General features: G+C 75.1%; 25 protein-coding genes. 12 read left to right on the top strand and 13 right to left on the bottom strand.

What is annotated here, in order from left to right:
* Positions 1-76 precede the first annotated feature (76 nt).
* The 3 genes from ACI79Y_RS10090 to ACI79Y_RS10080 form a co-directional block, all read right to left on the bottom strand.
* Positions 77-748 (bottom strand): acVLRF1 family peptidyl-tRNA hydrolase, encoded by a 672-nt coding sequence (locus ACI79Y_RS10090; protein ID WP_457158349.1) that lies wholly within the window; start codon positions 746-748, stop codon positions 77-79.
* Positions 745-1,959, bottom strand: a complete 1,215-nt coding sequence (locus ACI79Y_RS10085; protein ID WP_457158348.1) for an MFS transporter — start codon at positions 1,957-1,959, stop codon at positions 745-747. Before ACI79Y_RS10085 ends, ACI79Y_RS10090 begins: the two co-directional genes overlap by 4 nt.
* A gap of 167 nt (positions 1,960-2,126) precedes the next feature.
* The gene (locus ACI79Y_RS10080; protein ID WP_457158347.1) at positions 2,127-3,941 is read right to left on the bottom strand and encodes a phosphoenolpyruvate carboxykinase (GTP); all 1,815 of its coding nucleotides are present in this window, start codon (positions 3,939-3,941) and stop codon (positions 2,127-2,129) included.
* Positions 3,942-4,146: 205 nt separating this feature from the next.
* On the opposite strand from ACI79Y_RS10080, the gene ACI79Y_RS10075 reads away from it, so the two are divergent.
* The 5 genes from ACI79Y_RS10075 (at position 4,147) to ACI79Y_RS10055 (ending at position 7,797) form a co-directional block, all read left to right on the top strand.
* On the top strand, positions 4,147-5,325 hold the full coding sequence (locus ACI79Y_RS10075) for an NADH:flavin oxidoreductase/NADH oxidase (protein ID WP_457158346.1): 1,179 nt from the start codon (positions 4,147-4,149) through the stop codon (positions 5,323-5,325).
* 247 nt (positions 5,326-5,572) lie between these two features.
* Positions 5,573-5,809, top strand: coding sequence for a hypothetical protein (locus ACI79Y_RS10070; RefSeq protein WP_457158345.1), 237 nt, complete (start codon positions 5,573-5,575; stop codon positions 5,807-5,809).
* Positions 5,810-5,924: 115 nt separating this feature from the next.
* Positions 5,925-6,167, top strand: a complete 243-nt coding sequence (locus ACI79Y_RS10065) for an acyl carrier protein (RefSeq protein ID WP_457075098.1) — start codon at positions 5,925-5,927, stop codon at positions 6,165-6,167.
* Positions 6,168-6,310: 143 nt separating this feature from the next.
* Entirely contained in the window at positions 6,311-6,811 is a 501-nt protein-coding gene (locus ACI79Y_RS10060; RefSeq protein ID WP_457158344.1) for an FBP domain-containing protein, read from the top strand.
* A 23-nt stretch (positions 6,812-6,834) separates the two neighbouring features.
* Positions 6,835-7,797 (top strand): NAD(P)H-dependent flavin oxidoreductase, encoded by a 963-nt coding sequence (locus ACI79Y_RS10055; RefSeq protein WP_457158343.1) that lies wholly within the window; start codon positions 6,835-6,837, stop codon positions 7,795-7,797.
* Here ACI79Y_RS10055 and ACI79Y_RS10050 read toward each other — a convergent pair.
* Positions 7,794-8,486, bottom strand: coding sequence for a DsbA family oxidoreductase (locus ACI79Y_RS10050; protein ID WP_457158342.1), 693 nt, complete (start codon positions 8,484-8,486; stop codon positions 7,794-7,796). The two genes, ACI79Y_RS10055 and ACI79Y_RS10050, sit on opposite strands and share 4 nt — an antisense overlap.
* Positions 8,487-8,562: 76 nt before the next feature.
* The gene (locus ACI79Y_RS10045; protein ID WP_457158341.1) at positions 8,563-8,931 is read right to left on the bottom strand and encodes a MerR family transcriptional regulator; all 369 of its coding nucleotides are present in this window, start codon (positions 8,929-8,931) and stop codon (positions 8,563-8,565) included.
* Positions 8,932-9,026: 95 nt separating this feature from the next.
* On the opposite strand from ACI79Y_RS10045, the gene ACI79Y_RS10040 reads away from it, so the two are divergent.
* A complete protein-coding gene (locus ACI79Y_RS10040; RefSeq protein ID WP_457158340.1) occupies positions 9,027-9,731 on the top strand; it encodes an SDR family oxidoreductase in 705 nt (234 codons plus the stop codon).
* A gap of 66 nt (positions 9,732-9,797) precedes the next feature.
* On the opposite strand, the gene ACI79Y_RS10035 is transcribed toward ACI79Y_RS10040, so the two are convergent.
* Positions 9,798-10,175 carry an FKBP-type peptidyl-prolyl cis-trans isomerase gene (locus ACI79Y_RS10035; RefSeq protein WP_457158339.1) on the bottom strand — a complete coding sequence of 126 codons (378 nt, stop codon included), beginning with the start codon at positions 10,173-10,175 and terminating at the stop codon, positions 9,798-9,800.
* Between the two features lie 219 nt (positions 10,176-10,394).
* Here ACI79Y_RS10035 and ACI79Y_RS10030 point away from each other — a divergent pair, with 219 nt between their 5' ends.
* Positions 10,395-13,040 carry an ATP-binding protein gene (locus tag ACI79Y_RS10030; protein ID WP_457158338.1) on the top strand — a complete coding sequence of 882 codons (2,646 nt, stop codon included), beginning with the start codon at positions 10,395-10,397 and terminating at the stop codon, positions 13,038-13,040.
* Between the two features lie 24 nt (positions 13,041-13,064).
* Here the strand turns inward: ACI79Y_RS10030 and ACI79Y_RS10025 are convergent, their stop codons facing one another.
* The gene (locus ACI79Y_RS10025; RefSeq protein ID WP_457158337.1) at positions 13,065-14,111 is read right to left on the bottom strand and encodes a heparan-alpha-glucosaminide N-acetyltransferase domain-containing protein; all 1,047 of its coding nucleotides are present in this window, start codon (positions 14,109-14,111) and stop codon (positions 13,065-13,067) included.
* Between the two features lie 188 nt (positions 14,112-14,299).
* Between ACI79Y_RS10025 and ACI79Y_RS10020 the strand changes: the two genes are divergently transcribed.
* On the top strand, positions 14,300-15,223 hold the full coding sequence (locus ACI79Y_RS10020) for a polysaccharide deacetylase family protein (RefSeq protein WP_457158336.1): 924 nt from the start codon (positions 14,300-14,302) through the stop codon (positions 15,221-15,223).
* Positions 15,224-15,250: 27 nt separating this feature from the next.
* Here the strand turns inward: ACI79Y_RS10020 and ACI79Y_RS10015 are convergent, their stop codons facing one another.
* The 6 genes from ACI79Y_RS10015 to ACI79Y_RS09990 form a co-directional block, all read right to left on the bottom strand.
* The gene (locus tag ACI79Y_RS10015; protein WP_457158335.1) at positions 15,251-16,504 is read right to left on the bottom strand and encodes an amidase; all 1,254 of its coding nucleotides are present in this window, start codon (positions 16,502-16,504) and stop codon (positions 15,251-15,253) included.
* 83 nt (positions 16,505-16,587) lie between these two features.
* Positions 16,588-17,400, bottom strand: coding sequence for a CPBP family intramembrane glutamic endopeptidase (locus tag ACI79Y_RS10010; protein ID WP_457158334.1), 813 nt, complete (start codon positions 17,398-17,400; stop codon positions 16,588-16,590).
* Positions 17,397-18,323, bottom strand: a complete 927-nt coding sequence (locus ACI79Y_RS10005; protein WP_457158333.1) for an NAD(P)H-binding protein — start codon at positions 18,321-18,323, stop codon at positions 17,397-17,399. Before ACI79Y_RS10005 ends, ACI79Y_RS10010 begins: the two co-directional genes overlap by 4 nt.
* Before the next feature lie 62 nt (positions 18,324-18,385).
* Positions 18,386-19,339 (bottom strand): EamA family transporter, encoded by a 954-nt coding sequence (locus ACI79Y_RS10000; RefSeq protein WP_457158332.1) that lies wholly within the window; start codon positions 19,337-19,339, stop codon positions 18,386-18,388.
* A 62-nt stretch (positions 19,340-19,401) separates the two neighbouring features.
* Entirely contained in the window at positions 19,402-19,803 is a 402-nt protein-coding gene (locus tag ACI79Y_RS09995; RefSeq protein WP_457158331.1) for a VOC family protein, read from the bottom strand.
* A gap of 70 nt (positions 19,804-19,873) precedes the next feature.
* Positions 19,874-20,662 (bottom strand): alpha/beta fold hydrolase, encoded by a 789-nt coding sequence (locus ACI79Y_RS09990; protein WP_457158330.1) that lies wholly within the window; start codon positions 20,660-20,662, stop codon positions 19,874-19,876.
* 287 nt (positions 20,663-20,949) lie between these two features.
* On the opposite strand from ACI79Y_RS09990, the gene ACI79Y_RS09985 reads away from it, so the two are divergent.
* The 4 genes from ACI79Y_RS09985 to ACI79Y_RS09970 all read left to right on the top strand — a co-directional run bounded on the left by ACI79Y_RS09985 (position 20,950) and on the right by ACI79Y_RS09970 (position 24,265).
* Complete coding sequence (locus tag ACI79Y_RS09985; protein ID WP_457158329.1) at positions 20,950-21,390, top strand: hypothetical protein; 441 nt, start codon at positions 20,950-20,952, stop codon at positions 21,388-21,390.
* The gene (locus tag ACI79Y_RS09980; protein WP_457158328.1) at positions 21,387-22,649 is read left to right on the top strand and encodes a glutathionylspermidine synthase family protein; all 1,263 of its coding nucleotides are present in this window, start codon (positions 21,387-21,389) and stop codon (positions 22,647-22,649) included. The genes ACI79Y_RS09985 and ACI79Y_RS09980 overlap by 4 nt, the downstream gene beginning before the upstream one ends.
* Positions 22,650-22,739: 90 nt before the next feature.
* Entirely contained in the window at positions 22,740-23,309 is a 570-nt protein-coding gene (locus ACI79Y_RS09975; RefSeq protein ID WP_457158327.1) for a PAS domain-containing protein, read from the top strand.
* Between the two features lie 2 nt (positions 23,310-23,311).
* The gene (locus ACI79Y_RS09970; protein WP_457158326.1) at positions 23,312-24,265 is read left to right on the top strand and encodes a methyl-accepting chemotaxis protein; all 954 of its coding nucleotides are present in this window, start codon (positions 23,312-23,314) and stop codon (positions 24,263-24,265) included.
* Positions 24,266-24,294 lie beyond the last annotated feature (29 nt).

Below are 24,294 nucleotides of genomic sequence, written 5' to 3'. Positions count from 1 at the left end.
ACCCGGACGCCGAGGTCGGCGACCTCCGCCGCGAGCGACAGTGGGTGTGCTGACCGGTAGGGGTGCTGACCGGGCCTCAGGACGGCGGGCGGTCACCCGGCTCGACGATGTGCACCCGGACGGCGCGGAACTGGGCGGGGGTCTGCACCAGCACCGCCTTCGTCGGCTCGCCTACGTCCAGGTGGCCGAGCCGGGGCAGCGCGGCCAGCGGGCGCAGCCGCGGGTCGGCCAGCACCTCGGCGACCAGCCCCTTGTCACCGCCGGGAGCGAGCGCCTGCAGCCCGCCGGCGTGCGGCAGCAGCACCCGGGCGGCGGTGTCGGCGGCCGCGCCGACGACCGCGTCGGTCTGGTTGGCCCGCCGCCGGGCGAACCGCTGCTGCGACCACCCACCGGCCGCCGTCCGGCCCTGCACCTGCCGCGCGTCGACCTTGGAGGCGACGAGCACGGCGCCGTCGAACACCCCGACCGCCCAGCGGCCGCGGCGGACCAGCAGGACCGCGGTGCGCTGGGGTGCCCTCGCGGCGGCGGTCAGCGAGGTGAGCACCGCCGGACCCGGCGTCCAGCCCGGCGGGCCGCTCACCCGCAGCCAGGTGGAGTCCGCGCAGGTGACGACGGCGTCGCCGTCCTCGACCCGCACGTCGGCGAAGGCACCGTGCCGCTCGGCGACGCCGTCCAGCCAGCGGCCCAGCCGCTCGGGGGCCACCCCGAGCACCCGGCCGCCGCCGGCGGCCGGGCGGGGGGAGGTCATCGCGCCAGCGCGGGGTCGGCGGCGTGCTCGGCGGGCACGTGCAGCAGCCGCTGCCCCAGCGCCACGACGACCGCCGCGACGACGGCGGCGACCGTCGCGACCAGCACGCTCGCGTTGGCGCCCTCCGTGTCGACGATCTTGCCCGCCAGCGAGGCGCCGACAGCCACCCCGAGCGCGAGAGCCGTGCCGATCCAGGTGAACGCCTCGGTGACGGCGGCCCGCGGGACGAGCACCTCGGCCAGGGTGAAGGCGCTGATCAGCGAGGGCGAGACGGCGATCCCGGCGACGACCACCAACGGGAGCATCACCCAGAGGGAGTCGGCGAGCACCAGCGGGACGGTGAGCACGCTGAGCACCAGCAGTGCGGCCACCAGCCGGTGCCGCAGCGGCAGGAGCCACCGCACCGCCCCCCAGCCGATGCCCGAGGCCATCGACCCGGCGGCCAGCCCGGCGATGAGCAGCCCGGCCAGGGACCGCTGGTCGACCTCGTCGGCGAAGGCGACCAGGGCGATCTCCAGCGTGCCGAGGACCGCCCCGACGGCCGCCCCCACGACGAACAGCACCCGCAGCCCGCGGGTGCGCATCGCCGAGGGGCCGCCGCGGTGCTCGTGCTCGGCCCGCGGCGGCTCGGTGCGCCGCTGGGCGGCGAACGCGAGCCCACCGACCGCGGCCAGGGTGAAGGCGGTGACCAGGCCGGAGGTGGTGTGCCCGGTCGTGGACAGGAAGGTGACCAGCACCGGGCCGACGATGAAGACGAACTCGTCGACCACCGACTCCATGGCCAGCGCGGTGGGCAGCCGTGGCGTGCCGCGCAGCAGGTGGGTCCAGCGCACCCGGATCATCGAGGCGACCGGCGGGATGCTCGCCCCGGCCGCGCCGGCGAAGAGGAACACCGTCCACAGCGGCCAGTCCTGGCGCACCGCCGCGAGGAAGAGCACGCCGGAGGTGACGAAGACGGCGAGGACGGTGAGCAGCACCCGCCGCTGGGCGTGGGTGTCGGCCAGCCGGCCGATCACCGGGCCGGCGACGGCGGTGGTGACCGCCCCGACGGCGGCCACTGCGCCGCCCAGCCCGTAGGAGCCGGTCTCGTCCTGGACCAGCAGCACGCTGCCCAGGCCGAGCATCGACAGCGGCAGCCGGCCGATGAGGGCGGCCAGCACCATCGGCACCGCGTGCGGCGTCCGCAGCACGTGCAGGTAGGGGTTGGGCACGAGCGGGACTGCCTCCGGGACGGGTGGTGCGTGCCGCCGCCACGGTAACCGACGGATCCGCCCGGCCCCGGGCACGACGGCGTCCCGTCCCCGACCACGCTGTCGGGAACGGGACGCCGTCCGGGAGCCGGACCGCGACGGCGACGCTGCCGGCGCGGACCGGGGTCCTATGCCAGCCGGCTCTTCAGGATCTCCAGCTCGTCCCAGAGCGTGGTGGGCAGCTTGTCGCCGAACTTCTCGAACCACTCGGTGATCTGCGGCACCTCGGCGCGCCACTCCTCGGGGTCGACGCGCAGCGCCTGCTCGACCTGCTCGCGGGTCATGCCCAGGCCGGAGACGTCGAGGGAGTCCGGCGTGGGCACGTGCCCGACCGGCGTCTCCTCGGCGGCGGCGGTGCCCTCCAGGCGCTCGACGACCCACTTGAGCACCCGGCTGTTCTCCCCGAAGCCGGGCCACAGGAAGCCGCCGTCGGCGTCCCGGCGGAACCAGTTCACGTAGAAGACCCGCGGCAGCTTCGTGGCGTCGTGCTGCTTGCCGGTCTCCACCCAGTGCTTGAAGTAGTCGCCGGCGTTGTAGCCGATGAACGGCAGCATCGCGAACGGGTCGCGGCGGACGACGCCGACGGCGCCGGTGGCCGCGGCGGTGGTCTCCGAGGAGAGCGTGGCCCCCATGAAGACACCGTGGTTCCAGTCCCGGGCCTCGCTGACCAGCGGGATGGTGGTCTTGCGGCGGCCGCCGAAGAGGATCGCCGAGATCGGCACGCCCTTCGGGTCCTCGTACTCCGGCGCCAGGATCGGACACTGGGTGATCGGGGTGCAGAACCGGCTGTTCGGGTGGCTGGAGGGCTCGTCGCTCTCCGGCGTCCAGTCCCGGCCCTTCCAGTCGGTCAGGTGGGCGGGGGCGTCGTCGGTCATCCCCTCCCACCAGATGTCGCCGTCGTCGGTGAGGGCGACGTTGGTGAACACCGAGTTGCCCTGGTCGATGGTGCGCATCGCGTTGGGGTTGGTGTCCCAGCCGGTGCCGGGCGCGACGCCGAACAGGCCGTACTCGGGGTTGAGCGCGTAGAGCCGCCCGTCCTCGCCGAACCGCATCCAGGCGATGTCGTCGCCGAGGGTCTCGACCTTCCAGCCCGGGATGGTCGGCTCGAGCATGGCCAGGTTCGTCTTGCCGCAGGCGCTGGGGAAGGCCGCGGCCACGTAGTAGGTCTTCTGCTGCGGGCTGGTCAGCTTGAGGATCAGCATGTGCTCGGCGAGCCAGCCCTCGTCCCGGGCCATCACCGATGCGATCCGCAGCGAGTAGCACTTCTTGCCCAGCAGCGCGTTGCCGCCGTAGCCGGAGCCGTAGGACCAGATGGCCCGCTCCTCGGGGAAGTGCACGATGTACTTGGTCTGGCTGCAGGGCCAGGGGACGTCGGCCTGCCCGGGCTCCAGGGGTGCGCCGAGGGAGTGCATGGCCGGCACGAAGTCACGGTCGGTGCCCATCGCCTGCAGCACCCGGCTGCCGATGCGGGCCATCACCCGCATCGAGACCACGACGTACTCCGAGTCGGTCAGCTCCACCCCGAACATCGGGTTCTCGGCCTCGACCGGGCCCATGCAGAACGGGATGACGTACATCGTGCGGCCGCGCATGGAGCCGCGGTACAGCTCGGTCATCACCGCCTTCATCTCGCCCGGGTCCATCCAGTTGTTGGTCGGGCCGGCGTCGGCCTCGTCGACCGAGCAGATGAACGTGCGGTCCTCGACCCGGGCGACGTCGCTGGGGTCGGACGCGCAGTGGAACGAGTTGGGCTTCGCCGCCAGCCGGGTGAACGTGCCGGCGTCGACGAGCTTGGTGGTGAGGCGCTCCCACTCCTCGTCGCTGCCGTCGACCCACACCACCTGGTCCGGCGTCGTCAGCTCGGCCATCTCCTGCACCCAGGCGAGCAGCCGGGAGTGCGTGGTCGGGGCGTTGTCGAGGCCGGGGGTGGCAACAGAAGTCACGGCGTCTCCTCTTCGGTACGCCGGGTGCGGGACCACACCGGCGCTGGAGCTGGACGGCTGGGGAGCGCCGTCCCGGCCACGTCGGTGGGGCCGGGGCGGATCGCACGAGACTAGCCGCTGGATTAAGTACGTATAAGACGTCTATCGCAAGTGTGACCCAGCTCGCCCCGGGATGTACCGGGACGGATGTCCTGTTGTGCGAGCCGTGAGCGAACCGAGCAGCCCCGCCCTCCTGCAGCCGCTGACCCTGCGCGGGGTGACCCTGCGCAACCGCCTGGCCGTCGCACCGATGTGCCAGTACTGCGTCTCCGACGGCCTCGTGGGCGACTACCACCTGGTCCACCTGGGACGGTTCGCGCTCGGCGGGTTCGGCCTGGTCATGGTGGAGGCCACCGGGGTCACCGCCGACGGCCGGATCAGCCCCGGCGACGTCGGCCTGTGGAACGACGCGCAGGTGCCCGGCCTGGCCCGGGTGGCCGCCTTCCTGCGCGAGCACGGCAGCGTGCCGGCGATCCAGCTGGCGCACGCCGGCGGCAAGGCGAACACGCTGCGCCCGTGGGACGGCTCCGGTCAGGTGACCGCGGAGAACGCCCGCCCCGGCGACGAGCCCTGGACACCGGTCGCCCCCAGCGCCGTGCCGATGGGCGAGGGGTGGACGGCACCGCGCCCGCTGGGCGTCGCGGAGCTGGGCGGGGTGCGCGACGCGTTCGTCGCGGCCGCCCGCCGGGCGCTGACCGCCGGCTTCCAGGTGGCCGAGGTGCACGCCGCGCACGGCTACCTGCTCAACCAGTTCCTCTCTCCGCTCACCAACCGGCGGGACGACGAGTACGGCGGCTCGCTGGAGAACCGGATGCGCTTCCCGCTCGAGGTGGTCGCCGCCGTCCGCGCGGTGTGGCCGGCCGACCTCCCGCTGCTGGTGCGGGTCTCCGCCGTCGACGCCACCCGCGAGGGGACGACGCTGGACGACACCATCGCCTTCGCCCGCGAGCTGAAGGCCCTCGGCGTCGACGCGATCGACGTCTCCGGCGGTGGCATCGGCCCGGGCTGGGAGCACCCGATCGGCTACGGGTACCAGGTGCCCTTCGCCGCGGCGATCCGTGAGCAGGCCGAGATCCCGACGATGGCCGTGGGCCTGCTGGTAGACCCCACCCAGGCCGACGCCGTCGTCGCCGGCGACCAGGCCGACCTGGTCGCGGTCGCCCGCGAGGCCCAGGACGACCCGAACTTCGCCGTCCACGCGGCCCGGGCCCTCACCGGCTCCTACGAGACCTACCCGGTGCAGGCCGGCCCCCGGCTGGCCTCCCGCGAGCGGCTGCTGCAGCGCCTGGGCCCGTGGACCGGCCCGGACCCGGTGCGCGTGGAGCAGCCGACCGCCCAGACCTGAGCCGTCAGACCTGAGCCGTCAGACCTGAGCCACCAGACCTGAGCCACCAGACCTGAGCCACCAGACCTGAGCCGTCAGACCTGAGCCGTCAGACCTGAGCCGTCAGACCTGAGCCGTCAGACCTGATGGTGAGCCGCGCCGTGGTGCGGCGCACCATCAGGCGGCGCGGCTCAGCCCGCCCTGCGGCCGTGGCCGGGACTCACCTCGGCGACGGTTCGGACGGCCGCCGGCCGGGAACGGCGTGTCCATGACCGTCACCGACCCCGACGTCCCGGACCCGTTGAACGATCCGCGCACCACCCAGGCCGACCCGGGCGCGCTCGGCGAGGGCGAGGACCTCGCCTCGGCCGGGGACGACGCCGTCGCCACCGGTGAGGAGGAACTGGCCTCCGCGCAGACCGAGGCCGACGAGGCCGGGGGCGGCGACGTCACCGGCGGCTTCGCCGGCGCCGTGGGCGAGGCGCCGACCGCCGACCGGACCTGAGGCGGACCGGTCCGTCCGCACGATTGACCGGCGCACCCCCGGGTACGCCGAGGGGCGCACACGCACGCCGGGCCCAGCCACGGCCCGGCCGCCGAGCGACCGACGAGGAGGACCCATGGCCACCGGTGAGACCGGATTCGCCGACGTCACCTTCGATCTGATCTCCGTCCAGTACCACTCCCTCAAGGCCGGGCACGACTACGGCCAGTACGTCCGGGACGCCGAGAACGCCGGCCTGGACGACGTCGCCTCGTTCTTCCGCGAGGTGATGGAGCAGGACTCCCAGCGCGCCGCGCGCTGCCACGAGCTGCTGCGCAACCTCTCCGGCACCGAGCAGGGCGGCCCGGCGGCCAGCTGAGCACCCCGTCCCGAGCCCCGGCCGCGAGCGCGCGGCCGGGGCTCCGGCGTCTCCGGGCCCGCCACGATATTCGTTGGTGGCCGCACCGGGCCGGTGCATAGCCTGCTGGGCCGGCTCACCCGTCCCATCCCCGGAGGCACCCCGTGCAGGCCCTGTCCGAAGCCGCGATCCGCCGTTCGCTGGTCAACTGCTCCCGCAGCGAGGCCGCGGCGATGGCGCTCCCCCGCGACATCGACCAGTTCGACTGGGCCGCGGCCGACGTGCTCGGCTGGCGCGACCCGAAGGCAGAGCTGCGCGGCTGGCTGGTGCACGAACACGAGGGCCGCACCGTCGGCCTGGCGCTCCGCGCGGCCGACACGAAGATGTCCAGCCGCCGCTCGGCGATGTGCCTGCTCTGCCACACCGTGCAGAGCGCCGACGCGATCTCGCTGTTCACCGCCCGGCGGGTGGGCGAGGCCGGGCGCAACGGCAACACGATCGGCACCTACATCTGCGCCGACCTGCGGTGCGCCGGCCGCGTGCGGGACGTGCCGCCGTCGGCCCAGCACCTGAGCGAGGAGCTGCAGGCGCTCGCCGTCGAGGAGCAGGCCGAGGGGCTGCGCCAACGGCTGGCGGCGTTCACCGCCGACGTGCTGCGCCGCTGAGCTCCGGGGACGACGATGGGGCGATGATCAAGACCCCGCTGACCCGCTGGTTCGACCTCGACGCACCCGTGTTCGGGGCGCCGATGGCCGGCGTCGCCGGGGGCGAGCTGGCCCGGGCGGTCTCGCTCGGCGGTGGGCTCGGGATGATCGGCGTCGGTGCGGGAACGACGCCGGAGTGGCTGACCGAGCAGGCCCGGCTGCCCACCGAGGCCGACGTCTCCTTCGGCGTCGGGCTGATGGCCTGGGTGCTCGCCGACCGGCCCGAGCTGCTGGCCGCCGCGGTGGCCACCGAGCCGGCGCTGGTGTCGGTCTCCTTCGGCGACCCGGCGCCGTTCGTCGGCCCGCTGCACGACGCAGGGATCGCCGTCGCCACCGCGGTGAACACCCTCGACGACCTGGACCGGGCGCACGCAGCCGGGGTCGACGTGATCGTGGCCCAGGGCACCGAGGCCGGGGGCCACACCGGGCAACGGGCCACCCTGCCGCTGCTGCAGGAGGTGCTGGCCGCCACCGACCGGCCGGTGCTCGCCGCCGGCGGGGTGGCGACCGGGGCCGGGCTGGCCGCCGTGCTGGTCGCCGGCGCCGCCGGGGCCTGGGTCGGCACGCCGTTCCTGTCCTGCCCCGAGGCGGCGAACTCCCCGGCCGCGCGCGAGCGGATCCGGGCGGCCGGCGGTGACGACACCGTGCTCACCCGGGCCTTCGACATCGCCCAGGGGCTGGCGTGGCCGGACCGCTGGCCCGGCCGGGCGCTGGTCAACGAGTTCACCGAGACCTGGCACGGCCGCGAGATCGAGCTGCGCGGGGACACCCGGGCGGCCGAGTGGGTGCGCCGGGCGCGCGCCGACGGCGACCTCGCCGCCGCACCGCTCTACGCCGGGGAGTCCGTCGGGCTGGTCACCGCGGAGGAGTCGGCCACCGACGTCGTCCGGCGGCTGACCGCCGATGCGCAGAAGGCGCTGGAGCGCGCCCCCCGCCTGCTGGGTTAGACCGAGCAGCTGCCGTCGTCGCAGCCCTCGGCGGCAGGGACGGTGGTGAGCGGGTGGGTGTCGGCCCAGGCGCGCTCGAGGAGCTGCAGCAGCGTCTCGGCGGGCTGGGCGCCGGCGGCGCCGTAGGTGCGGTCGACGACGAAGAACGGGACGCCGGTGGCGCCGAGTGCGCGCGCGGTCTCGATGTCGGAGCGGACCGCGGGCAGGAACCGGCGGTCGGCCAGCGCGGCGCGCACCTCCGCCTCGTCCAGGCCCACCTCGACGGCCAGCGGGACGAGCGCGTCGACGTCGAAGACCGACCGCTGCTCGGTGAAGTGGGCGTGCAGCAGCCGCTCCTTCATCTCGCTGCGCAGCCCGTGCTCGGCGGCCAGGTGGATCAGCTGGTGGGCCAGCAGCGTGTTGCCGCTGACGCCGTCGGCCAGGTGGTACTCCAGGCCCTCACCCGCGGCGATCTCCTCGACCCGGCGCATCTGGCCGGCCATCTCCTCGACGCTGCTGCCGTACTTGGCGGCGAGCGCCGGGAGGGTCTTCTCGGTGTGCCCCTCCGGGATGCTCGGGTCGAGCTGGAACGACCGCCAGACGACTTCGACCTGGTCGGCGTGCGGGAAGCGGGAGAGCGCCGTCTCCAGCTTCCGCTTGCCGATGTAGCACCACGGGCACACGACGTCGGACCACACCTCGACCTGCATGCCGGGCCCCAACCCGCGCGGCCGCCCGGTCATTCCCGGCACGCCACGCGAGCGCGAACCGGTCGTCGCCGCCCCCTCAGGGGACGGCCTCGGCCGCCGGCACGTGGTCGCGGCCGATGCGGATGATCTCGTCGAGCCGCTCGCGGGCCCGGGTGAGCTCGGCGATCTGCCGGTCGATGCCGTCCCGCTGCTCGACCAGCCGGGCCAGCATCGCGGGCGTGGCGGTGCCGGTGTGCACGCAGGGCAGCAGCTCGAGGACGTCCTTGCTGGTCAGCCCGGCCGCGTAGAGCTGCTGGACGAACCGCACCCGGCCCACCGCGTCCTCGGCGTAGCGGCGCTGCCCGCTCGGGGTGCGCTCGGCATCCAGCAGCCCCTGCTCCTCGTAGTAGCGCAGCGCCCGCACGCTCACCCCGGCACGCGCGGCGACCTCTCCGATCCGCAGCACCGGACCTCCTCGGTGATCGGGTTCACGCTTGACCCTGACGTCAGCGTCAGGTCTTAGCGTGCCGGGCAGGCAGTCCCGAACGCAAGGAGAACAGCATGGACATCACCGGATCGGTCGCCCTCGTCACCGGCGCCAACCGCGGCCTCGGCCGCCAGTTCGCCCAGCAGCTGCTCGAGCGGGGGGCGGCGAAGGTCTACGCGACCTCCCGCCGCCCCGAGCTCGTCGACGTCCCCGGCGTCGAGGTGCTGCGGCTGGACGTCACCGACGCCGGGTCGGTCGCGGCCGCCGCGGCCGTCGCCGGCGACGTCACGCTGCTGGTCAACAACGCCGGCATCGCCACCGGCACCAACCTGGTCAGCGGCGACCCGGCCGCCATCCGGCTGGAGATGGAGACCCACTTCTTCGGCACGCTGAGCATGGTCCGGGCGTTCGCCCCGATCCTGGGGCGCAACGGCGGCGGTGCGATCGTGAACGTGCTGTCCGCCCTGTCGTGGTTCTCCTACGACGGCGCGAACGCCTACAGCACGGCGAAGGCCGCCGAGTGGAGCCTCACCAACGGCGTCCGGCTGGAGCTCGCCGGTCAGGGGACCCAGGTCACCGGGGTGGTGCTGGGCGCCGCCGACACCGACATGATGGCCGGCTCCGACGTCGCGAAGACCGACCCGGCCGACGTCGTCCGGGTCGTGCTGGACGGCGTCCGGTCCGGCGCCTGGGAGGTGCTGGTCGACGACGCCAGCCGGCACGTCAAGGCCGCGCTCGCCACCGACCCGCGCGAGTTCTACGGCCAGCCGGTGGGCTGAGAACGGCGGGCGCGGAGTGCCGGGCCCGGCGGCGGGACCTGGCGCTCCGCGCCCGCCGTCAGCGCCTCAGCGGACGCCGACGAGGTCGACGACGAAGACGAGGGTGGCGCCGGGCTGGATCACGCCGCCGGCGCCCCGGTCGCCGTAGGCCTTCTGCGGCGGGATGGTCAGCCGGCGGCGGCCGCCGACCTTCATGCCCTGCATGCCCTCGTCCCAGCCCTGGATGACCATGCCGACGCCCAGGCGGAACTCCAGCGGGTCGCCACGGTCCCAGGAGGCGTCGAACTGCTCGCCGCCGTCATGGGTGACGCCGACGTAGTGGGCGCTCACCAGGCTGCCGGCGGTGGCCTCCGGGCCGTCGCCGACGACGAGGTCCTCGATCACCAGGTCGTCGGGGGCCGGACCGGTGGGCGGCTCGACGTCGGGGCGGGTCAGTTCTGCCACGGGGTCTCCTCGGGGTTCGGCGCCGGGTCGTTCCGGCGGGCACTGCCCCCATCCAACCCGTGACCCACCCGGTTCCGCAGGCCGGGCCGACCGCCTCGACCACCCAGCCCCGGCCGCCGGCAGGTAGTTTGCCCACGGTGGCCGGGTGCGCACGCTCGGCTGCCGTTCCCGGGGCGCGCAGCGCCCCCGTCGTGCCGGCAGAGCTCAGGAGGTTGCACCGTGACCCCTGAGCCCTCGTCCGGCGCGGTGGACGACCTCTTCACCGGCGGCGGCGAGGCCGGCCGACTGATGGCCGCCCTGGACTGGTCGGCCACCCCGGTGGGCGCCGTCGGCTCCTGGTCGGCGGGCCTGCGGTACGCGGTGCGCACCGTCCTCGCCTCCCGATACCCGATGGTGCTGACCTGGGGGCCGGAGTACACGCAGTTCTACAACGACGCCTACGCGCCGTTCATCGGTGCCAAGCACCCGGCGATCGGCGAGGACATCCGGGTCACCCTCGCCGAGGGCTGGGCCGCGCTCGCCGGTCCGGTCGACCACGCGATCGCCACCCGCGAGGCCTCCTGGCTCCCCCGGCTGCCGCTGCTGCTCGAGCGCGCCGGCTACCGCGAGGAGACCTACTTCACCGTCTCGCACGCACCGGCCTTCGAGGACGACGGGTCGGTCGGCGGCATGCTCGGGGTGTGCACCGAGGTCACCGGTGAGGTGCTCGGGGAGCGTCGGCAGCGCCTGCTGCACGACCTGTCGACCACCGGCGCCTCCCTGGCCGACGAGGAGCCACTCCTCAGCGCGCTGGGCGCCACCCTGGGCAGCGACCCGCTGGACCTGCCGTTCGCCGCGGTCTACCGCTACACCGACGGAGGCCTCCAGCGCGCCACGGTGACCGGCTGCCCGCCGGGGCTGCTGCCCGGCGAGGTCCCCGGCGCGGAGTGGCTGCCCGGGCCGGTCGCCGACCTCGGCCTGCGCGGCGGCGCCTGGTCCGACCCGGTGACCACCGCCCTGGTGCTGCCGCTGACGGCGCCGGGCGGGGAGCGGGTCGGTGAGCTGGTCGCCGGGGTCAGCCCCAACCTCGCCCTGGACGAGGAGTACCGCACCTTCCTGGAGCTGGCCGCCGGCCAGGTCGCCACCGCGCTGGGCAACGCCCGGGCCTTCGAGGCCGAGCGCCGGCGCGCCGAGTCGTTGGCCGAGCTGGACCGGGCCAAGACCGCCTTCTTCTCCGACGTCAGCCACGAGCTGCGCACCCCGCTGACCCTGCTGCTGGGCCCGATCAGCGACGTCCTGGCCGACCCGGGCGCCGCGCTGCCGGAGAGCGCCCGAGACCAGCTGGCCCTCGCCCTGCGGAACGGGCAGCGGCTGCAGCGCCTGGTCAACGACCTGATGGACGTCGCGGCCATCGAGGCCGGCCGCGCCGCCGCGGTCCGGGTGGAGACCGACGTCGCCGCGTTCACCGCCGAGCTCGCCGGGGTGCTGCGCGCGGCCGCCGAGCGGGCCGGCCTGGAGCTCGCCGTCGACTGCCCTCCGCTGCCGCGCCCGGCCTTCGTCGACCCGCGGATGTGGGAGAAGGTGGTGCTCAACCTGCTCTCCAACGCGGTGAAGTACACCTTCGTCGGCCGCATCGCGGTCAGCCTGCGGGCGGCGGGCGACCAGGTGGTGCTCACCGTCCGCGACAGCGGCATCGGCATCCCCGCCGCGGAGCTGCCGTTGGTCTTCGACCGTTTCCACCGGGTGCAGGGCTCCGCGGCGCGGACCAGGGAGGGCACCGGCATCGGTCTGGCGCTGGTCCGCGAGCTGGTGGACCTGCACGGCGGCTCGGTCACCGTGGCCAGCGAGCCCGGCGTCGGCAGCACGTTCACCGTCACCGTGCCCTTCGGCTCCCCCGACGCCGCGCCGGACGGCGACACCCCGCCGGCCCCCTCCGAGGCCGCCCGCGGCACCGCCGCCGGCTGGGAGCAGGACGTCGCGGTGCTGCCGGATCCGGTCGCACCCCCGGGCGCGACGGCGACGGTGCTGGTCGTCGACGACAACGCCGACATGCGCAGCTACCTGATCCGCCTGCTCTCCCCGATCTGGGCGGTGCGCACCTGCGCCGACGGCGAGGAGGCGCTGCACAGCGTCGCCGAGCACCGGCCGGACGTGGTGGTCACCGACGTGATGATGCCGCGGGTCGACGGGTTCGAGCTCCTCCGCCGGTTGAAGGCCGACCCCGGCACCCGGTCGATCCCGGTGATCATGCTGACCGCCCGGGCCGGGCAGGAGGCCGCGGTGGAGGGCCTGGCCGCCGGCGCCGACGACCACCTCGCCAAGCCGTTCCAGGGCGCCGAGCTGGTGCACCGGGTCCGGGTCGCGGTGGAGCGCGCCGGCCGGAGCCGCCCGGCGCCGCCGCCCCCGGCGGCCGCCACCGCGCCTCTCGCCCCGGACGTGCGGTCACTGGTCCCGGCCAGCCGCCGGCCCGCCGTGCACGTGCCCACCCCTCCACCGCCCCCGGCCGGCGACGGCGTCTCCCGGGAGCGCTGGCGGTTCGCCTCCGTGCCGCAGTCGATCGCCGGGCTGCGCCGGGCGCTGCGCCGGTTCCTCACCGCGGCAGAGCTCGACGAGGACCAGGCCTACGACCTGACGCTGGCCGCGTGCGAGGCGGCGACCAACGCGATCGAGCACGCCCAGGACCCGAGCGAGCCCTTCTTCGACGTCACCGGCGAGGCCGGCGCCGACACGGTCGTCATCACCGTGCGCGACTACGGCCAGTGGCGTGAGCGGGTCCCGAGCATGGACCGCGGCCGTGGCGGGATGCTGATGAGCGCCTTCGCCGACATCACCGCGACGCCCGGCCCCGAGGGCACCACCGTGACCATCCGGGCCGCCCGCAGCTGAGCCGCGCAGCCCCACCCGCGCTGCTCAGACCCGGACGACGACCCCACGGCGGAGCAGCAGCGCACACACCGCCCAGACGACCGCGACCGATGCGGCAGCGTAGAGCCAGGCCGAGGGCGTTGCCCCCACCAGACCGGTGACCCAGCTGTCGACGGCCGGCTGCACCGCATCGCCCAGCGCAGCGCGGAAGACCAGTTCGGAGAAGACGAAGGCCACGATGGCGTTGGCGCCCAGCACCTCCGCCGGCCGCAAGGGGCGGCGCACGCCCCGCTGGTCGGCCAGCCAGTGCAGCGCCGCCAGCGCCAGCACCGCGATCCCACCGGTGACCAGCACGAACGACGGCGACCACAGCCGCTTGTTCAGCGAGGTCAGCGGGGTCAGCGCCAACCCGGTGACCAGGAGCGCCGTCCCTCCGCCGGCCAGCCGGGCGAGCACGGCATGCCCGGTGGCGGACTGCAGCGCCCGGCCCGCCAGCACGCCGATGAAGACGGTGATCGCGCTGCCGACGTAGGAGTGGGGGGCCTCCGCGGAGAAGGGCACGCCGAGGGCGCCGTCGACGGCCTGCCCCCAGGACCGCGCCGGTGACGCCCCGGCCAGCTGCGTGGCCAGGGTCAACCCCGCGAGGACGGCGACCGCCGCGACCGGCTGCACCGCCCGGGGGAGCCGGAGCAGGAGCCAGCACAGCAGGTAGGCGCCCGCGATGTGGCCGAGCACGCCGGCCCCGGTGGCGCCCAGGCCGTACTTCGCGGTGACCACCAACCAACCCAGCAGGCCGAGCTTCAGCACCCGGACCAGGACGTCGCACGGCCGGGTGGCCCGCCGGGAGAACGGCATCGAGACGCCGACCACGACCAGGAAGACGGGGAAGACGACGTCGGCCACGTGCAGCCCGTCCCACTCGGCATGCTGCAGCTGGCGGGTGATCCGGTCGTTCCCGCGGTTGTCGACGGCGAGCATCCCGACGACCGCCAGCCCGCGCAGGGCGTCGACGCCACGCAGCCGCACAGGCGCGTGCACCGGGGGCGGCGCCGCGTCGACCGCGCGCGGTGGTGCCACCAGCCGGCTGGTCACGCGATCACGCTAAGGCGGCCGGGCCTGCGGCGCCTGTCGGGCCCGGCCGACGCTCCTCCCCTCCCGCGGCGACACGCCCGGCCGGTGCACCGGCCGGGCCGGGCCTCCTGGGTTAGCGTCCGCCGACCGACCAGCCGTGCGCCTGCACCCGGCCGGGATCCGGGCGGGAAGAGCAGAGGGAGCGACGGATGGCGGGGGGCACGAGCCGGCGGCGGTTCCTGCTGGGCGCCGGCGCGACCGGCGTGACACTGGGGCTCGGCTCGGCCGCCATGACCGAGGCCGCCTCCGGCGCGCTCGCGGCGGACCTCGTCCCGGCGCCCCGCCCCCCGGCCGACGGCACCTCGGGGCAGGGGGTCGGTGCCGCGTTCCCGGAGGTCTGGGAGGAGCCCGGTCGCTGGGGCGCGCCGCGGGTCGTCTGGTCGCTGCCGGTCCAGCGGCCCCTGGCGGCGCTGACGTTCGACGACGGCCCGACCCCGGAGTACACCCCGCAGGTGCTCGCGGCGCTGGCCGCGGCCGGGGTCACCGCCACCTTCCTCGTGATGGGCCACAACGCGGTCACCCATCCCCACCTGCTGCGCGAGATCGTCGCCGCCGGGCACGAGATCGGCAACCACACCTGGAGCCACCTGGATCAGACCAGGATCTCGCCGGCCCAGGTCCGCGAGGAGATCGTCCGCGGCAAGGAGGAGGTCGAGGCGCTCGTCCAGCAGCCGCTGACCGCCTTCCGCCCCGCCCGGGGCAAGCTGACCGGGTACGGGCTCCGGGTCTGCGCGGAGCTCGGCCACGAGGTCTGGATCTGGTCCTGCACCCGCGGTCCCGACGGGGTCGGCACCCCGGAGGTGGTCGCCGGCCACGTCGCCGGCACGGTCCGGGCCGGGGACGTGGTCTGCCTGCACGACGGGCTGGGCCGGGGGACCTTCCAGCCCGGCACCACCTTCACCCGGAACCTGGCCGCCCGCCGCGAGGTGGAGGTCCGGGCGTTGCCGGAGGTGCTGCGCGGGGTGGCCGACCGCGGGATCACGCTGACCACCGCAGGACAGCTGCTCGCCGCCGCGGACCGGGAGGCCGCCGTCCGGACCCTGGCGGCCACCGGCGAGGTGGCCGGCGCCTGAGCCGGGGACCGGCGACCGCGGGCCGGGTCAGTCGGCCCGGCAGGGTGGATGCTCGGTGTGCCAGCCGGTCTGCTGCTGGAACCAGGCGCCGGCGTCCAGCAGCAGGTCCTCGCCACCGACCGCGGCGGTCAGCTGCGCCCCGACCGGCAGGCCGGAGACGGGGTGCCGGCCGACCGGCAGCGCGAGCGTGGGGCCGGCGTGCAGCGACCACGGCGCCGTCAGCGCGCCCAGGCGGCGGGTCAGGGTGAGCACGTCGTCGGCGGCCACCGCCGGCGGGACGTCGGCCGGCAGGGTCGGCGTGAGCAGCACGTCGACCTGCCCCAGGACCTCCTCCAGGCCGCGCTGGTACTCCGCCCGCACCCGCAGCGCCCCGGCCCGGTCGCCCTCGGAGACGCCCTCGCCCACCCGCAGCCGGGCGAGCGTGTCGGGCTGGAAGAGCTCCGGGGTGGCCAGCCGTTCGCGGTGCAGGTCGGCGATGCCGGAGTAGACGATCGTGTACAGCACGTCCTGCGCGACGCTGATCCCCGGCACGGTCACCGGCACCAGCTCGGCGCCGCCGTCGGCGAACACGCCCGCGGCCGCCGCGACCACCTCGGCGACGCCGGGGTCCAGGTCGTCGAACCACGCCTCGGGGACGCCGATCCGCCGGGGCACGGCCGGGCGCAGGGTGCGCGGCCGCCGGCCGGCCAGGACGGCGAAGGCGCGGGCGACGAGCTCGACGGTGCGGGCCAGCGGTCCCACGGTGTCGACCAGCTCGCAGACGGGGAAGGTGCCGGCGTCCGGCACGACGGAGATCCCCGGCCGCAGTCCGGTCACCCCGCAGGCGGCGGCCGGCAGCCGCACCGAGCCGCCGGTGTCGGTGCCGAGCGCCAGGTCGACCAGGCCGGCGGCGACGGCCGCGCCGGCACCACCGCTGGAGCCCCCGGGCAGCCGGTCGAGCGCCCACGGGTTGCGGACCGGGCCGGCGGCGGAGTTCTGGCTGGTCAGCCCGACGGCGAACTCCGAGAGGTTCAGCTTGGCGACCATCTGCGCGCCGGCCGCGGCCAGCCGGGTGACGACGACGGCGTCGGCGTCGGGAACCCGGTCGGCGAAGTACGCCGAGCCGCAGGTGGTGGGCAGCCCGGCGGTGTCGATGTTGTCCGTCAGCCCGACCCGCACCCCGGCGAGCGGGCCGGCTGCTGCGTGCGGCAGCGGCGGGTCGATGCGGCGCAGCACGGCGTTGGTGGCCGCGCGCACCTCCTCCTCCCGCCGAGCGCGCTCGGCGGCGTCCGGGGACCCCACCCTCAGTGCCCGGCCCGGAAGGGGGGCGGCAGCGGCGGGACGGCGGTCACGGACGGTGAGACTGCCACCTCCGGGCCCGCCCGTCAGCACGGACCGGCACGGCGAGCCGCCTGGGCCGGGTGCGGGTCGTCGATCGAGGTCTCGTCGGCGAACAACCGCGGCAGGAACCGCAGCATCAGCACCGACCACGTGGCGTGGGTGAGGACCGGCGCCTGGATGCCGCCGGTGACCCGCCGCTGGAACGCGAACAGCAGGCCCATCGGCACCGAGGCGAGCACCAGGGCCGGGTTGCGGGTCGCGACGGTGGCCAGCGTGTAGACGGCGGAGGACTTCAGCACTGGGTGCTCGGCGCCGACCGCCGCGTACAGCGCCCCGCGGAAGAACACCTCCTCCGCGACGCCGTTGGCCAGCGCGGTGGTGAGCACCAGTGGCGTCGAGCCCTGCTGGGCGTACCGCAGCACCCGGGTGATGGCGGCGTCGAGCGGCGGGATGCGCTTGGCCACCAGCGCCGCGCCGTAGAAGCACGCGAAGGCGGCCGTCCCGGCGACGAGCGGGGTGAGCAGCGGGCGGCGCAGCGTGGCCTGCGGCGTCTGCACCCAGCCCAGGTGCAGCGGGCCCGAGGCGATGCCCCCGGCGACCCAGGTGCCGGCCACGCCCAGCGTCAGCGCGTAGAACGACGTCGAGTTGGGCTTCTGCGCCAGCGAGACCCCGAGCAGCCCGGCCCCGGCCAGGGAGACCCCGGCGGTCACCCGGCGACGGCGACGGAAGGCCTCGTCGGACTCGCGGTGGTCCCGCGGCACCTTGTCCACCAGCCAGGACGGCGCCCGGGCCAGCATGCGGGTCAGCCGTGCGTCGGACCACAGCGACTGCCCCAGCCGCCGTTTGCGGCGGGTCATCCCACCCGCCCCGAGGCCTTCGCCGAACGGGCCTCCCGGCGTTCGCGGGCCCGTTCACCCAGCGCGGTGAGCACCGCCTCGTCGTAGGTCATCGGGTCGAACGGGAGCACCCGGCGGATCGCGTCGTCCCGCACCACCACCTCGTTGGTCATCGATTCGATCAGCGACCGGCCGGTCTGCACGTCGATGTCGGTGACCAGCGACAACCAGCGGGACGAGAGCTTCGGGCTCAGCAGCGGCACCGGCACGACCAGCAGCCGGCGGCCCTGGATCTCCGCGACCCGGGTGAGCATCTCCAGGTACTCGAGCACCTCGGGGCCGCCGACGTCGAACGCCCGCCCCTCGGCCTCCGGCGCCTCCAGCACACCGACCAGGTACCGGACGACGTCGGCGACCGCGATCGGCTGGGTCCGGGTGTGCACCCAGCGCGGGGTGACCATCGCCGGCAGGTGGGCGACGAGCTGGCGGGTCATCTCCCAGGAGACCCCGCCGTGGCCGATCACGATCCCGGCCCGCAGCACGGTCACCGGCACGCCCGTCTCGCCGAGCAGCCGCTCGACCTGGCGGCGGCTGCGCAGGTGGGCCGAGAGGTCGTCGGCGTCGTTGCCGAGCCCGCCGAGGTACACGATCCGGCGGAGGCCGGCGTCGGCCGCGGCCCGGGCGAAGGCACGGGCGGCCGCGGCGTCCTTCTCCTGGAAGTCCGCGGAGTCCAGCGAGTGCACCAGGTAGTAGGCGGCCGCGCAGCCGGCCAGCGCGGTGCGCAGCGACGCCTCGTCTCCGACGTCCCCCGGTACCGGTGTGCCGGCCCCGGAGTAGGTGTCCGGGTGCCGGGTCATCGCGCGGACCTCGTGCCCGGCCGCCTCCAGGGCAGGCGTCAGCCTGCCGCCGATGAACCCCGACGCGCCGGTGACGAGAACTCGCACGCTGCCAGCCTCCCGGCACGACCGGTCGGGCGCGACCGGAAGGCACGCGCCCCACCCGCCGATCAGGTGGGCACGGTCTCCGGCAGCGGGGCGGACTCCGTCGTGCGGGCGGTCTGGGCGAGCACGATGCCGGTCAGGACGACGGCGCCACCGGCGATCTGCCACCCGGTGAGCACCTGCTCGACCCACAGCCAGGCGACGATCGCGGCCAGCACCGGCTCGGCCGTGGCCAGGATCCCGGCGGTGGTCGGCGGCAGGTGGCGCAGCGCGGCCAGCGAGAGCCAGAAGGGCAGGGCGGCGCCGAGCACGGCGATCCAGCCGACCAGCACCCAGGCCGGCACCTCGACGTCGCCGAGGGACACCGGCACCCGCTCGGCGAGGACCCCGGCGTCGAACCGCCACCAGGGGGCGGCGACCGCCCAGAACACCGCGGCGGCGCCGAAGCTCCAGGCGGTCAGCGCCATCGGGTCCCGGTCGACCGTGCCGCGCTCGCCCACCAGGTAGTACGTGGCCAGGCAGACCGCGGCGGTGAGGGCGACCGCCACGCCGACCGGGTCCAGCGAGCCGCCGCCCGCCCAGACCTCGGCGACCAGCACCAGGCCGCCGAGGGAGAGGGCCAGCGCCAGCCACATCCGGCGGCGCACCTGCTCCCGCCGGACCAGCCACACGTAGAGCGCGATGAAGACCGGTGCGGTCATCTCGAAGACCAGCGCGATGCCGACCGGCAGCCGGCCGTCGATGGCGACGTAGAAGAGGAACTGGGTCAGCGCGATCCCGACCACGCCGAGGACGGCGACGAACGGGACCTCCCGCCGGCGCAGCCGCAGCCGCTCCGGGGCGAGGACGGCCAGGCCCATGAGCAGGGCGATCGCCGCGCCGGTGCAGCGCAGCGCGGTCAGGTTCGTCGGCGGGATGCCGGCCCGCAGCGCCAGCGCGGAGACCGTGCCGTTGATCGCGAAGACCCCCGCCGCGGCGAGGGTCAGCAGGGCGCCGACGGCGGGGCGGGCGGCGGTCACCCCGACAATGTAGCGAGTGATGACGACTTTGCCACCTACACCGTCGTCGCGTGGTCCATCGGTCAGCCCTCCAGGGCGGCCGGGTCCATCCACGCCGCCTCCCAGACGTTGCCGTCCGGGTCGGTGAAGCTGGTGCCGTACATGAACCCGTGGTCCTGGGCCGGCTGCCAGGGCTTGCCACCGGCGGCCAGCGCCCGGGCCAGCAGGTCGTCGCACTCCGCCCGGTCGGCCGCGGAGATCGCGTTCAGCACCGAGGTGGCCTGCGCCGGGTCGCCGATCGGGCCGGCCAGGAACCCGGCGAACTTCTCCCGGGTCAGCAGCATCACCAGGATGTTCTCCTCGATCACCATCGCGGCGGCCGTGTCGTCGGTGAACTGGGCGTTGTTGGTGAAGCCGAGCGCCGCGTAGAAGGCCTTGGCCCGCTCCAGGTCGGTGACCGGCAGGTTGACGAAGATGGTGCGCACGGGGAGCTCCTCGGTTCGGGGGACCGCCGTCCGGTCCCGTCACCAGTCAGACCGGCCGGCGCCGGGGAACTCATCGGCGGGCGGCCGCGGCGAGCACGAGGTCGACGGTCTCCGCCGGCACTTCCCACATCGGGAAGTGGCCGGAGCCGCCGAACCAGTGCAGCTCGGCGTCGGGGAAGGCCTTCCTCGCCCGGGCCGCCTGTCGGGCCAGGGTCACCCGGTCCCGCCGTCCCCAGCCGATGGTCAGCCGCCCCGGCAGCGACCCGGCCGGGGCACCCTGCTGGCGGGGCCCGCGGGCCAGGTCGGTGAGGACCGCGTCGAAGGACGGCGACTCCGCGTACCCGGTGAGCTCGCGGGTGACCACCCCGGCGTCCAGCGCCCACGGGCGGGCGGAGAACTGGGCCAGCAGCGCCGTCCGCCCGACCGGGTTGCCCAGCACCGCGGGCAGGGCCGGCCGGATCCGGCGGACCAGCGCGATCGAGGCGCGCAGGCTGGCCAGGAAGACCGCGGCCTCCCGGTCGGTCCAGAACCCGCCCGGGTCCAGTGCCACGGCGTCCCCGCCCAGCCCCCGCCGGGACAGCTCCAGCACCACCCGGGCGCCCAGCGAGCTGCCGACCAGTGGGGCGTCGGCCAGCCCCTGGGCCCGCAGCCAGTCGGCCACCGCGTCGGTCAGCGAACCGAAGGTGGGGTCCGGCAGCGGCGGGGTGTCGCCGGCGAACCCGGGCAGGTCCACCGCCACCACCTCGCGCGCCGCGGCCAGGCCGGGGAGCACCGGGTCCCAGGAGCGCCAGGAGCCGCCCAGCCCGTGCACGAGGACGAGGGGGTCGCCGGAACCGGTCCGGTGCGCTGCGAGGTCCATGCCCGCGACTACCCACCTCGCCGCCGTCCACCCGGGGTCGCCCGGTCAGGCGGTGGCGGCGACTCGGCCCCACCGGGGCGGTGGGGCTCGGTCATCGGTCGTCCTCCTGCTCGGGGGGTGTACAGAGGAGACGGTCGGCAGCGCGGCTGTGCACGGCACCTCCCGCTCCTGGGGCGGGGCTGTGAGGATGTGCCGCAGGGCGGGTTCCGCAGGCCGGGTGCGCGGACCGGGCCGCCGTCCGACAGCATGTGCGGGTCCGGCAGAGCGCGGCAGGAGGAGTGCAGACGGTGAGCACGTCGAGGAGCAACCGGGTGCGCGCGGCCATCGGCACCGTCAGCCTGACCGGCGCGGCCATGGGCTTCCTGTCCGCGTGCGGGACCGGCGGGTACGGCTCCGGCGAGGACGACGTGGAGGCCGAGCGGGTCTACTGCGTCGACGAGCAGGACCAGGTCGTCGACGAGGAGCTGTGCGAGGAGGCCGAGAACAACGGCGGCTACGTCGGCGGCATCCCCTACTTCTTCCTGCTCGGCGGGTTCGGCGGGAACCGGTACGCGGTGGGCCAGACGATCCCGCAGCAGTACACCGGGGCCGCCACCCGGGTGAACCCGTCCGACACCTCCGCCCGGACGCGCGCCGGACTGCCCGGTTCCGGCCGGGTGAGCTCCGGCACCCGGGTCTCCGGCGGGATCGGCTCGGGGCGGGTCGGCAGCGGCAGCGTCGGGTCGTGAGACGGCTGTACGGCAAGGCCCGGCTCGGCTGGGAGGCCGAGATCGAGAGCCAGGGGCTGGTCTACAACAAGACGACCGTGCCCGGCGAGGACCCGCGCTCCTACTGGCGGGAGGACGTCTTCTACGACTTCACCGCCGACGAGATCGACACCCTCGCCGACGTCACCGACCAGCTGTTCGCCGCCTGCGTGGAGGCCGGGGACGTGGCGCTGGCCGACGAGCGGCTGCTGGACCGGATGCGCATCCCGCGCGACGCCCGCGACGTCGTCCGGGCCACCTGGGACGCCGAACCGCCCAGCGTCTACGGCCGGTTCGACCTGTGGTGGGACGGCAAGGCCACCCCCCGGCTGCTGGAGTTCAACGCCGACACCCCGACCTCGCTCGTCGAGGCAGCGGTCGTGCAGTGGGCGTGGCACCTGGAGACCGGGCAGGGCCGGGACCAGTGGAACCAGCTCGACGACAAGCTGGTCGCCGCGTGGCAGCGCAACCTCTCCCGCTGGGAGGGCCAGCACCACCGCAGGCCGACGGTGCACCTGGCCTGGACCTCCGGTGACCGCAGCGGCGAGGACTGGATGACCGTGGCCTACCTCGCCGACACCGTGCAGCGGGCCGGGTACGAGGCCGTCGTCCTCACCACCGAGGAGATCGGGCTGGACACCGGCGACGCCCGGTTCTACGACCCGAAGGGCAACCGGCTCGACGTCGTCTTCAAGCTCTACCCCTGGGAGTGGCTGCTCGAGGACGCCTACGGCCCCTCGGTGATCGCCGACCTCCGCGATCCGGACGGCACGACGTGGGTCGAGCCGATCTGGAAGATGCTCTGGTCGAACAAGGGCCTGCTGCCGGTGCTGTGGCAGCGCTACGAGCACGACCCGGTGATCTCCCGGTACCTGCTGCCGGCGTTCTTCGCCGACGACCCGCGCGCCCGCGAGCTGGAGGCGACCGGGTACGCCCGCAAGCCGCTGTTCGGCCGGGAGGGCGGCAACGTCGAGCTGGTCGCCCCCGGCGGCGAGGTGCTGGCCGCGCAGGGCGGGCAGTACGGCGCCGAGGGCTGGGTCGTGCAGCAGCTGTGCGCGCTGCCGGACTTCCCCGGCCCCGACGGGCCGCACCACCCGGTGCTCGGCGCCTGGGTGGTCGACGGCGAGGCCGCCGGGCTGGGCATCCGGGAGTCCGACGGGCTGATCACCGACGACCTGTCCTTCTTCGTCCCGCACACCATCGGCTACCAGCGCCCCCCGAACACGACCTGGTCGGCCTGACCCCCAGGTTCCCCGCTCAGCCGTTCCGTTCGCCGCCCCGCCTGCCGAGAACTGCCGGAGCAGACGTTCGGCAGCAAGGAGGCGGCACAGGTGACGACGGCGGGGACGGCGGCCCGGGACCAGCGGCGGGCGGTGCGCCCCACCGGTCAGGAGCGGGTGCTGGAGCCCGACGACCTGATCGTCTCCAAGACCGATCCGCGCGGGGTGATCACCTACGCCAACGAGTCGTTCCTGCGGGTGTCGCGGTACGAGGAGGACGAGGTCCTCGGCCAGCCGCACAACCTGATCCGGCACCCCGACATGCCCAAGGCCGTGTTCAAGCTGCTGTGGGACACCGTCGCCGCCGGTCAGGAGGTGTTCGCCTACGTGAACAACCTGGCCGCCGACGGCGCGTACTACTGGGTGCTGGCGAACGTGACCCCCAGCTACGACACCCGGGGCGGGATCGTCGGCTACCACTCCAGCCGGCGTGCCCCGACCCGCCCCGCGATCGCCGCGGTGAGCGGCGTCTACGCGCAGCTGCGCGCCGCCGAGCGCGCCCAGCCCAACGGCCGGGCGGCGGTCGAGGCCTCCACGGCGCTGCTCGGCACGCTGCTGGCCGAGCGCGGGCAGTCCTACGACCAGTTCGTGTGGTCGCTGATCTCCGAAGGTGGGTCCTGAGCATGGGTCGCCGATCGTCGACGAGCACGTCGGCCGAGCAGGAGCTGGCGGTCTACCGGGCCTTCGTCGCCGAGCTCAGCCGGGTGTGCCGCGCCGCGGCCACCGGTGACCTGGAGGCCCGCAGCCGGGCGGTGGCCGGGTCCCGCGACGTCCCCGAGCTCCGCGAGCTGCAGGACGGCGTCAACCAGCTGCTCGACGTCTCCGACACCTTCGTGCGCGAGGCCGGCGCCGCGCTGACCTCCGCCGCCGACGGGCGCTTCCACCGGCGGGTGCTCGAGCGGGGACTCCCGGGGGCGTACCGCCGCAGCGCCGGGATCCTCAACCAGGCCGGGGAGGCGATGCGCGCCTCGGCCACCCGCGTGACCGAGGCAGCGGCCGCCCGGCTGGCGCTGGCCGACGAGTTCGAGTCGGTGGTGCTGGCGATGTCCGAGCAGGTGGCGACGGCGGCGACCGAGCTCAGCGCCTCGGCCGCCGGGCTGACCGGGGCCGCCGCGTCGGCCGGTACCGAGGTCGGCCGCGCCGAGGACAGCGTGGTCTCCCTCGACCGGTCCTCCACCGAGATCAAGGAGGTCATCGCGCTGATCGACTCGGTGGCCGCGCAGACCCGGCTGCTGGCGCTCAACGCGACGATCGAGGCCGCCCGGGCCGGGGAGGCCGGCAAGGGCTTCGCCGTCGTGGCGTCGGAGGTCAAGGACCTGGCCGACCAGACCGCGAGCGCCACCGAGCGGGTCACCGCCCAGGTGGCGTCGGTGCGCGCCGCCTGCGGCGACGTGTCCGAGGTGATGACCAACGTGGGGACGACGGTGGCGGACATGACCGGCCTGGTCGACGGCATCACCACCGCCGTCGACGGGGGCGCCTCCGACCCGCTGGGGACGGCGTCGCCGGGGCTCTCGCAGCTGGCGGAGAAGCTGCGCGCGGAGATGACCGGCTTCCTGGCCCACATGCGCAGCTGACCTCGGGCCCGCCCCCGTCAGCCTGTTGA

It is taken from the genome of Modestobacter sp. SYSU DS0875 (assembly GCF_054050915.1).
Note: the sequence above shows the minus strand (reverse complement) of the source record. Positions and strands in the feature narration are given on the sequence as shown.

Bases quoted from the DNA above. Each gene is read 5' to 3' on its own strand.
- ACI79Y_RS10055 (WP_457158343.1), top strand. From the start codon at position 6,835: ATGATCAAGACCCCGCTGACCCGCTGGTTCGACCTCGACGCACCCGTG.
- ACI79Y_RS10070 (WP_457158345.1), top strand. From the start codon at position 5,573: ATGACCGTCACCGACCCCGACGTCCCGGACCCGTTGAACGATCCGCGC.
- ACI79Y_RS10040 (WP_457158340.1), top strand. From the start codon at position 9,027: ATGGACATCACCGGATCGGTCGCCCTCGTCACCGGCGCCAACCGCGGC.
- ACI79Y_RS10020 (WP_457158336.1), top strand. From the start codon at position 14,300: ATGGCGGGGGGCACGAGCCGGCGGCGGTTCCTGCTGGGCGCCGGCGCG.
- ACI79Y_RS10010 (WP_457158334.1), bottom strand. From the start codon at position 17,400: ATGACCCGCCGCAAACGGCGGCTGGGGCAGTCGCTGTGGTCCGACGCA.
- ACI79Y_RS10090 (WP_457158349.1), bottom strand. From the start codon at position 748: ATGACCTCCCCCCGCCCGGCCGCCGGCGGCGGCCGGGTGCTCGGGGTG.
- ACI79Y_RS09970 (WP_457158326.1), top strand. From the start codon at position 23,312: ATGGGTCGCCGATCGTCGACGAGCACGTCGGCCGAGCAGGAGCTGGCG.
- ACI79Y_RS10050 (WP_457158342.1), bottom strand. From the start codon at position 8,486: ATGCAGGTCGAGGTGTGGTCCGACGTCGTGTGCCCGTGGTGCTACATC.
- ACI79Y_RS09990 (WP_457158330.1), bottom strand. From the start codon at position 20,662: ATGGACCTCGCAGCGCACCGGACCGGTTCCGGCGACCCCCTCGTCCTC.
- ACI79Y_RS10065 (WP_457075098.1), top strand. From the start codon at position 5,925: ATGGCCACCGGTGAGACCGGATTCGCCGACGTCACCTTCGATCTGATC.